General features: G+C 40.2%; 1 rRNA gene. It reads left to right on the forward strand.

What is annotated here, in order from left to right:
• Positions 1–188 precede the first annotated feature (188 nt).
• Positions 189–261: ribosomal RNA gene (rrf, locus tag CWB85_RS20890) — 5S ribosomal RNA — on the forward strand; the annotation flags it as partial.

A 261-nucleotide genomic window follows, 5' to 3' on the forward strand; every position in this document is an offset into this window, starting at 1 on the left:
TCTAGACAGATTTTTATGTGATAGTGATTAAGCGCAGAAGTTAAGATTGTAGGTCGTGATTTATCGCGACAACTAAAGTAGATTTACTGGCAGCTGTAAGCGATACGCTTTAAGTTGTAAGAAGACAATTATTATCAGAATTCCAAATTTTAGTTAGTGCGTAGCAATACGGACTGACACCAAATTTGCTTGGTGACAATAGCGTTTTGGACCCACCTGACCCCATGCCGAACTCAGTAGTGAAACGAAACAGCTCCGATG

This window comes from Pseudoalteromonas sp. S1727 (genome assembly GCF_005886375.1).
GTDB lineage: Bacteria > Pseudomonadota > Gammaproteobacteria > Enterobacterales > Alteromonadaceae > Pseudoalteromonas > Pseudoalteromonas haloplanktis.